Here is an 8,322-nt window from a genome sequence, read left to right on the forward strand (position 1 = left end):
ACCCATCGCGCCGCCACCGCTTGCGCTGCTCATCGCGCCGCCACCACCGGCGCCACCCATCGCGCCGCCACCGCCGGCGCTCATCGTCCCGGCTCCGGCGGGCACGCCGTTGCTGGGTGTCCCGTTCGCTGCCGGTGCGGACATCCGCTCGCCCGGCATCTGGTCATCGGCTCGGTGCGACACGTCCGCACGCCCGTTGGCCTTCCTCGCCATCTCATCCCCCTTGCTGGACCACAGGGGCGACGGGCAGGACGGACCGGCCGCGGCGACGGACGTCGCGCAGCACGAAGTACCGGACCGGGACGCTTCTCCAGATCCCCCAGACCCCAACGTTCCGGCCGAGGCGGCGTGTGCCGCCAGCTTCTGCCGAACAGGCTGCCCCCAAGACGCTGCTCGCTTCCACCTTCCTCTCGTCACCGCCGGTGCACAAGTCCGTAGGACCCGGTAGTCGCTCCCGTGAAATCCTTGCCAGGCGTTGGAGAATTGCTTGAAAGCGCAAGGGGAGGATGACCGGATGCGACGAGAGCTGACCGTGCCGTTCGAGGTCCGGGGTCAGCGTGGGTTGATCAACCTCCGCGTGCAGCCCAACGACGACCCGTGGGCGTCCGGGCACCAACTCGTCGTACCGGATCTCGACGCCGAAGCGTTCCGCGGATTCCCGATCTGCCTGGCGACGTTGAGGTATCACGGGCAAGGCATCAACGCGATCATGGGCTGGGTCCAGGTGATCACCCGCGGCTTCGACCACGACGTGTCGGTCGACGCGCCGCCGTTCCTCGCCGACGCCAGTCCGCTCTATGCGTACGGCTATCTACCGACCTTCTTCGACGCCCCGGCCAACCCCGATCACCCCGACGGCGAATGGCGGGCCGACACGTTCCTGGTGATCGCGCCCGACGTCAGTCGCACCCGCGTCCTCGAACCGATCGCCGCCTTCAGCTGGGGCTACCGCATCGTCGGCGGCCACCCCGACACCCTCGACCCCGTACGCCGGGAGGCAACCGGCTGGGCCGGCCACCACCACGTCCTCGCCACCCGCTACCCGGACTGGATCTTCCGCTGACCAAGCCGGCCCCCAGCCGACCGACTCGACCTTTCGCTAGACAGCCCGTTCCCAGCTACTCCGCCGATCCACCGCCCGGAACCCGACCTGGTCGTTCACCCGAATCATCGGAGCGTTCTCCGGCGCGTTCCAGGTATGCAGCACCGCAGACCCCGCCAGCCCGTCCTGCAACGACCGCAGATTAGGAATCTTCACCGCCATCCCCAGCCCCTTCCCCCGATGCTCCGGCCAGACGAACGTCCCCCACTGGTAGAGCCGGTCAGGAATCTCCGGGGTACCGCCCATCTCCGTGTACGCCGCCAACTTGCCCTCGGCCGTCACCGCGATGGTGGTGTAGCAGAACCGGCCCTGCTTCAGGCGCCGTGCCTCGACCTCCCGGACTCGTTCGGGCGTCCACTGCTGCACCTGCTGGTCCAGCTCGCCATGCGGGATGTCGCGAGAGGCTCCCTGCAACGCGGCCGCCATCTGCTCGAGCCACTCGTCCGGGATCTGGTCGCGCCATTGCACGAATTCGTACCCATCGCGCTGGACGGCGACCATCGGGTCGACCGGCAACTCGAGAATCTGATGAAGCTCCTCGTGTTTGCGGACGAAGCCGTGCGCCGTGGCGAACGCCGTACCGGCGCTTTCTCCGGTGGCCGCGTCACCGATGATGCTCCCGGTCAGCAATCGCCGCCCGCTCGCACGGGCCCGCTCGGCAGCTGCCTCCAGCAACTTCGTGCCAACGCCCGTACGCCGGTGCACCGGGTCGACCGCGATCTCGACTTCGAGCAGATGCGTGTTCTCCTGCAGATACCAGTCGAGCCAGGCGACCCCGAGCCAGTCGTCGCCGTCCACGATCGCCAGACCATCCGCACGCAGGTCGACATGCTCCTCGGTCATCAGTGGCCGCGCCTCCGCCGGCCCGAGCCCCACCGGAAACTCCTGCTGCCCACGCCGAACCTCATCCTTCACCCGGAAGAACCGCTCGAAGATCTCCGCATCGCGTCCGTCGACGTAAATCAGCTCCATCCGGCGACCCTATGTGTCTTCGCTCGCCGGCCGCGCTCCATTTAGAGCTGACGGATCCAGACCTGCTGGTGTTCGACCGGCCTGAAGCCGAGCTGATCGTTGACGGCGATCATCGCCGCATTGCTGACGGCGTTCGAGGTGTGGATGGTGGCGGGGTTGGTGGTGCGGGCCTGGAGGGCTTGCAGGTTGGCAATTTTGAGGGCGAGGCCGAGGCGGTGGCCGCGGTGGTTCGGGCGGACCAGGGTGTCGTGCTGGTCGAGGCGTTCGGGGTGCTGGGGTTTGCCGGTGAGCTCGGTGTAGCCGGCCAGGGAGCCGTCGGCGGCGATGGCGACCGTCGTACTGGTGAGGTGGCCGGCCGTACGACGACGTGCTTCGACCGAGCGGAGGCGCTCGGGGGTCCAGCGCTTGGCTTCGAGGTCCAGGTCGTCGAGGGGAACCTCGTCGTCGATGAGGCTGAGCAGATCGCAGTACTGGTCCACGAACTCGTCCGGGCACCCGTCCGGCCACGTGGCGAGCGTGTACTCCTGGTGATGCGGCGCGATCTCAACTGCCAACACATCAAGGCCGTTCACGGGATAGTTCAGCACTTGATGCAAGGCGGCGTACTGCGAGACGAAGCCTCGGGCGGTGGCAAAGGCTGCCCCGGTACCCGGCCCCTCGCCGTACGGGCTGAATGTCTCGGCCAGCAACGCATTCCGTCCGTCCGCGAGAGCGGCAAGCTTTGTTGCCTCAAGCAACGACGACCCGATGCCTCTGCGGCGATGTCCCGCCTCGACACCGAGCTCGGCCACGAGTAGTTCGCGGTTCTCCGCCAGCGACCAGGTCAGCCACCCGGCTCCGACAACGTCCTCACCATCAACCGCTGCGAGGCAACTGAACCGGTACTCCGGCGGCGGCGAATCCACCAGCGACCACGCTTCGTCGACCGGGATCGACGACGGGAACTTCCGCTCGGACGCGGCTCGGATCACCGCGTACGCAGTACGGAACAGGTCTTGATAATCGACCTGAACGATGTCCATCCGTTCAGTGATGAGGACGGAGGGCCCGGTTCGCGGCTGGTTCGGCGATGCTGGCGCGGAACGGGTGGGCGGGGTAGACGCCGAGGATGCGGACCTCGACCGAGAAGAAGGCGAGTTCCTCCAGTGCGAGCGCGACGTGCGGGTCCTCGGGGTGACCTTCGACGTCGGCGTAGAACTGGGTGGCGAAGAACGAACCGCCCAGCTGGTAGCTCTCCAGCTTGGTCATGTTGACGCCGTTGGTCGCGAAGCCGCCCATCGCCTTGTACAGCGCGGCCGGCACGTTGCGGACCCGGTAGACGAAGCTGGTGATCGTCGGACCCGAACCGACCGGCGGCACCTGCGGCTCGCGCGACAGCACCAGGAAGCGGGTCGTGTTGTGGTGCTCGTCCTCGACGTCGCGGGCGAGGATGTCGAGGCCGTAGAGCTCCGCCGCGGCGACGGGGGAGAGGGCGGCGACGGTCGGGTCCTTGAGTTCGGACACCTCACGGGCAGCGCCGGCCGTGTCGTCGGCGACGACGGTCGACCAGCCGTGCTCGCGGATGATCTTGCGGCACTGCCCGAGCGCGTGCACATGGCTGCGGACGGTCTTGATCGACTCGAGCGGGGTGCCCGGCGTGGCCATCAGCTGGAAGTGGATCGGCAGGAAGAACTCGCCGATGATGTGCAGCCCGGAGTCCGGCAGCAGGTGGTGGATGTCCGCGACCCGGCCGGCGATCGAGTTGTCGACCGGGATCATCGCCAGCCCGGCGCGCCCGGTGCTGACCGCCTCGAGGGCGTCCTCGAACGTCGTACAGGGCAGCTGTTCGCGTCCCGGGAACATCTCGGTGCACGCCATCGCCGAGTTGGCGCCTGGCTCACCCTGATACGCGATAGGTCCGTCCACGGTTTCCCAGCCTAGCGCCATGCTGTCTCACCTCTTGGATCAGGTGTCCGTCTTGCGGACCTTCTTGGGGGCCCCGGTGGGCGCCCGGCCCTCCAGCTGCTTGGCCTTGGTGGCGTACATGTCGACGTACTCCTGGCCGGACAGCTCCATGATCCGGTACATGATCTCGTCGGTGACGGCGCGCAGGATCAGCCGGTCGCCTTCCATCCCGTCGTACCGGGAGAAGTCCAGCGGCTCGCCGAACTTCACCGTCGGGGAGGCGAGTGAGGCGACGATCTTGCCGGGCGGCGCGACCACGTCGGTGCCGATCACGCCGACCGGGATCACCGGAACCTTGGCCTCCAGCGCCAGCCGGGCGACGCCGGTGCGGCCCTTGTAGAGCTTGCCGTCGTGCGACCGGGTGCCCTCGGGGTAGATGCCGAACAGGTCGCCGCGCTCGAGCACCTTCATCCCGGCCCGGATCGCGCCCTCGGACGCCGAGCCGCCGGAACGGTCGATCGGGACCTGGCCGGTGCCCTTGAAGAAGCCGCGCTGGAAGGTGCCCTTGATGCCGGCGCCGGTGAAGTAGTCGGACTTGGCCACGAAGGTGACCCGGCGGCGCAGGACCAGCGGCATGAAGATCCAGTCGGCGTACGACAGGTGGTTGCTGGCGATGATCGCCGGGCCGGTCAGCGGGACGTTCTCGATGCCCTCCACCTTCGGCCGGAACACCCGCTTCACCGGCGGGCCGACGATCACGTTCTTCAGCACCCAGTAGATGCCCTTGCCGTCGCCTTCGCCGGCGTCGTCGACCCCGGTGCTGCGGTCCGGTTCAGGCCGCGGCGACTGCGCCGGTTCCGTCATCGATGTCCTCTCCCTCACGTTCCCCGAGCCCTCATGATGCCGTACCGGTCCATTCTGGTGCGTGATCAGAGGAACTGACAGGTCGCTGAAAGCCCGGATCGGTACCGTCAGCCCATGAATGCTCTGCGGGTGGTCTCCCTGATTGCCGCCACGATGACGACGGGCCTCGTCACCGGCGTGTACTTCAGCTATGGCAACGCCTTCATACCCGGCCTCGCCAAGACCGACGACAAGACCTTCGTCGGCACCTTCCAGGCGGTCGACCGGGCCATCATCAACCCCGTCTTCCTCGGCCTGGGCTTCGTCGGCGCGCTGGTCCTCACCCTGCTGGCCGGCCTGCTCCAGCTGAAGGAGAAGGCGCTGCCGTGGATCGCGGCTGCCTTCGTCCTCTACCTGGTCACGATGATCATCACGATCGCCGTCAACGTCCCGCTCAACGACGCGATCAAAGCCGCCGGCGACCCGGACACCATCGACGTCACCGCCGTCCGGGCCGCCTTCGACGAGGCGCGCTGGCGGAGCTTCAACCTCGTCCGCACGCTCCTCGGCACCCTCGCCTTCGCCCTCCTCAGCTACGCCCTGGTCCTGACCGGCAAGTCCCAGTCCTGATCAGACCCGTACGACGTACTTCCCGTCGCCACGTCCGTCGGCCAGCGCCTGCTGGGCCTCGGCCGCCTTGTCGAGACCGTCGACCGGCGTGAGCTCGATCGACAGGTCGCCCGCTTTCACCTTGTGCAGAACGTCTGCGAGCGCTTCGGCGACCAGTGCCGGAGCGTTCGCCGCGTAGCCACGGATGCTGAATCCACCGATCGAGACGTTGCCGCCGAACAACCGGCCGGCCGGCGGCAGCGTCATCGGCGTACCGCCCGCATTGCCGAACAGCACGATCCGCCCACCCGCGGCGACGAGTTCGAGATCGGTGTCGATCCACTCGGTGCCCTGCGGGTCGAGGATCAGGTCGACCCCGCGGCCGCCGGTTCGCTCCCGGACCGCGGTCGCCAGACCGTCGCCGCGGACCAGCGCAGCGTCGTACCCGGACTGCTCTGCTGCCGCCGAACGGCTCGCACTGCCGACGGTCCCGAGCAGCAGCCCTGCTCCCTTCAGACGTGCCAGCGAAGCGACTGCCTGGCCGATACCGCCTGCCGCCGAGTGGACGAGGACGATGTCGCCTTCCCGCAGCCGCCCGGCCGGTCCCAGCAGCAACGCGGCCGTGGTCAAGGTGCCGGGGGCAACGGCTGCTTCCTCGTACGACAGGCCGGCCGGAATCTCCACCACCCGCTCAGCCGGTACGACGGCGACTTCGGCCAGGCCGCCCGCTCCGGTGAACGCAGCAACCGGCGTGCCGACTTCCGGCCCGCTCACCCCGGCTCCGAGCGCCCGGACCGTCCCGGCGACCTCCAGGCCGGGAACGAACGGCCAGCCGGTCGCGTACCCGGGATCGCCCCGGCGGGCCATCACATCGATGAAGTTCACCCCGGCGGCGCGGACGTCGACGGACACCTCACCCGGTCCCGGCGTGGGGGTGTCCAGTTCGGCGACCCGGGTGGTGGACGTGTCGGCCGCCGGTTCGTCGAAGAGCAGTGCGCGCATCGTTGCCTTCTTTTCAGGGTTGGTGGGTGGTGCTGCGAGAATGATCGCGTGGCACCAGTTCAGGCTCCGCCGTCCCAGCAGCTTCCCGCGGTCCAGAAGCTGCGGATCCGCTTCGCCAAGCGCGGACGGCTGCGGTTCACCTCACACCGCGACTTCCAGCGCGCCTTCGAGCGCGCCGTCCGCCGGGCGGAGTTGCCGGTCGCCTTCTCGCACGGCTTCAGCCCGCACCCGAAGATCTCGTACGCCGGTGCCGCGCCGACCGGGGCCGCCTCGGAGGCGGAGTACTTGGAGATCTCGCTCACACACGAGCGCGACCCGGAGCGGGTCCGGGCCGACCTCGACGAGGCGCTGCCGTCCGGACTCGACGTCCTCGAGGTGGTCGTCGCCGGGCCGGGGTCGCTGGCCGACCAGCTGGAGGCGAGCGAGTGGCTGATCGCGTTGCCAGGCGTGGATACCGCGGACGCCGAGCAGGCGGTGCAGGCGTTCCTCGCCCGGGACGAAATTCTGGTCGAGCGCATGACCAAACGGGGACTTCGCTCGTTCGACTGTCGGGACGCCGTTCTCCGACTCGCGGTCGGCAGTGAACCGGCGCCGGTTGCGACGTGTGCGATACTGCAAGTGGTGTTACGGCACGGAACCCCGGCCGTGAGACCCGACGACGTTCTCGCCGGCGTGCTCGACGTAGCGACGCTTCCGGTGACGGGCCCGGCTCTTCTGACCAGGCTCGCCCAGGGCCCGCTTCTCGCGGCAACCGGCACTGTGGACGATCCGCTCGCTCGTGACCGCGACGCCACCCAGGCGACCGCGACCGGCCAGGCGGTCGACCACCAGACGCATGTAGCGGAGGACGACGCCGCCGCTCCATCTGTGCCCTGACGAGCGCGGGGGAGCGGATCCAGAAGGCTTCCGCCGTACCGGCAGCGTTGTCGGTAGCGGCGAGACCGAGACCGCCAGCTGGCTGCGCCGGACCGTGACAGGGTCGCAGGATGCGCCGGAGGGCCAGAGGAGACCCGCACCACATGCTCGAGAACGAGCCGAACGACACCGAGGCAGCCACGGCTGCCACCGCCCCCGGGCAGCCCGCGAAGAAGGCTGCTGCCAAGAAGACGGCCCGCAAGCGCCCGGCCAAGAAGGCCGCCGCCGCGAAGACCGCCACCGCTGAGCCGGTCGAGACCGCGATCAGCACCCAGCCCGACGCCGCGGCCGCCGATCCGGCGCCGCAGCCGGCGAAGAAGACGGCTGCCAAGCGCACGGTCAAGAAGACCGCCGCCAAGCGCCCCGCCAAGAAGGCCGCCGCCGCGCCGCAGGACACCTTCCCCGAACTGACTGACGAAGCCCCGGCCGAGGCTGTCGTTGCAGCGCCCGCCACTCGCACCCGGAGCCGCGGCCAAGGCCGCGCGACCCGCGCCGCGCAGTCCGGCGGCGCCGCCGACCCGGCGGCACAGACGACAGGCGAGGTGGCGTCCGAGGCCCCCGCCGAAGGCGAGACTGCTGCCGCGCCGGCGAAGACCACGCGCAAACGCACCACTCGCAAGAGTGCCGCTGCGCGTCAGGCGGAGTTGCTGGCCGAGGAGACCCCCGTCACCGACGGGCCGGTTGCCGACGCCGATGAGGACGAAGAGGCGCTTGCGCTGGCCGCCGCTGAAGCCGAAGCGGTCGAGGCAGCTGCTGCTGCCGCGTTGCAGGCTCCGGAGACCACCACGCGTCGCCGCCGCCGGGCGCCCGCGGCTGCTGCCGTGCTCTTCCAGGCGCCGACCGAGGTCCCGGCTCAGGCCGTCGCGACCAGCCCGGTCGAGGCCACCCCCGCAGTGACCGAAGACGAGGCAGCGCCGAGCGGACGTCGTACGCGCCGCCGCCCGACCGCCGCCGACCGTGCCGCCGAAGCAGCCGACCGCGCTGCCGAAGCCGAG

General features: G+C 69.4%; 9 protein-coding genes and 1 pseudogene. 4 read left to right on the forward strand and 6 right to left on the reverse strand.

The genetic code is table 11. The features are described 5' to 3' along the window. The coding region (locus ABZ004_RS40370) for a hypothetical protein (RefSeq protein ID WP_355687591.1) at window positions 1-213 on the reverse strand (213 nt) is incomplete at its 3' end. Between the two features lie 301 nt (window positions 214-514). Between ABZ004_RS40370 and ABZ004_RS40375 the strand changes: the two genes are divergently transcribed. After that, entirely contained in the window at window positions 515-1,063 is a 549-nt protein-coding gene (locus ABZ004_RS40375) for a hypothetical protein (RefSeq protein WP_355687592.1), read from the forward strand. A 36-nt stretch (window positions 1,064-1,099) separates the two neighbouring features. On the opposite strand, the gene ABZ004_RS40380 is transcribed toward ABZ004_RS40375, so the two are convergent. From ABZ004_RS40380 to ABZ004_RS40395, 4 genes are read right to left on the reverse strand one after another with little or no spacing between them, the layout of a single operon-like run. Beyond that, window positions 1,100-2,074, reverse strand: coding sequence for a GNAT family N-acetyltransferase (locus tag ABZ004_RS40380; RefSeq protein WP_355687594.1), 975 nt, complete (start codon window positions 2,072-2,074; stop codon window positions 1,100-1,102). A 41-nt stretch (window positions 2,075-2,115) separates the two neighbouring features. Continuing rightward, window positions 2,116-3,096, reverse strand: coding sequence for a GNAT family N-acetyltransferase (locus tag ABZ004_RS40385; protein WP_355687596.1), 981 nt, complete (start codon window positions 3,094-3,096; stop codon window positions 2,116-2,118). Window positions 3,097-3,100: 4 nt separating this feature from the next. After that, window positions 3,101-3,979, reverse strand: a complete 879-nt coding sequence (locus tag ABZ004_RS40390) for a prephenate dehydratase (protein ID WP_355687604.1) — start codon at window positions 3,977-3,979, stop codon at window positions 3,101-3,103. 39 nt (window positions 3,980-4,018) lie between these two features. After that, complete coding sequence (locus ABZ004_RS40395) at window positions 4,019-4,822, reverse strand: lysophospholipid acyltransferase family protein (protein ID WP_355687598.1); 804 nt, start codon at window positions 4,820-4,822, stop codon at window positions 4,019-4,021. Between the two features lie 114 nt (window positions 4,823-4,936). On the opposite strand from ABZ004_RS40395, the gene ABZ004_RS40400 reads away from it, so the two are divergent. Continuing rightward, on the forward strand, window positions 4,937-5,431 hold the full coding sequence (locus tag ABZ004_RS40400) for an anthrone oxygenase family protein (protein WP_355687600.1): 495 nt from the start codon (window positions 4,937-4,939) through the stop codon (window positions 5,429-5,431). Here the strand turns inward: ABZ004_RS40400 and ABZ004_RS40405 are convergent, their stop codons facing one another. Next, window positions 5,432-6,412: a zinc-binding dehydrogenase gene (locus ABZ004_RS40405; RefSeq protein WP_355687601.1), complete on the reverse strand. Its 981-nt coding sequence runs from the start codon at window positions 6,410-6,412 to the stop codon at window positions 5,432-5,434. It abuts the gene before it with no gap. A gap of 48 nt (window positions 6,413-6,460) precedes the next feature. Between ABZ004_RS40405 and ABZ004_RS40410 the strand changes: the two genes are divergently transcribed. Beyond that, window positions 6,461-7,288 (forward strand): TIGR03936 family radical SAM-associated protein, encoded by an 828-nt coding sequence (locus tag ABZ004_RS40410; RefSeq protein WP_355687602.1) that lies wholly within the window; start codon window positions 6,461-6,463, stop codon window positions 7,286-7,288. A 143-nt stretch (window positions 7,289-7,431) separates the two neighbouring features. After that, a pseudogene (locus ABZ004_RS40415) lies at window positions 7,432-8,322 on the forward strand (hypothetical protein); the annotation flags it as partial.

This window comes from Kribbella sp. NPDC006257 (assembly GCF_040613535.1).
Lineage (GTDB): Bacteria > Actinomycetota > Actinomycetes > Propionibacteriales > Kribbellaceae > Kribbella.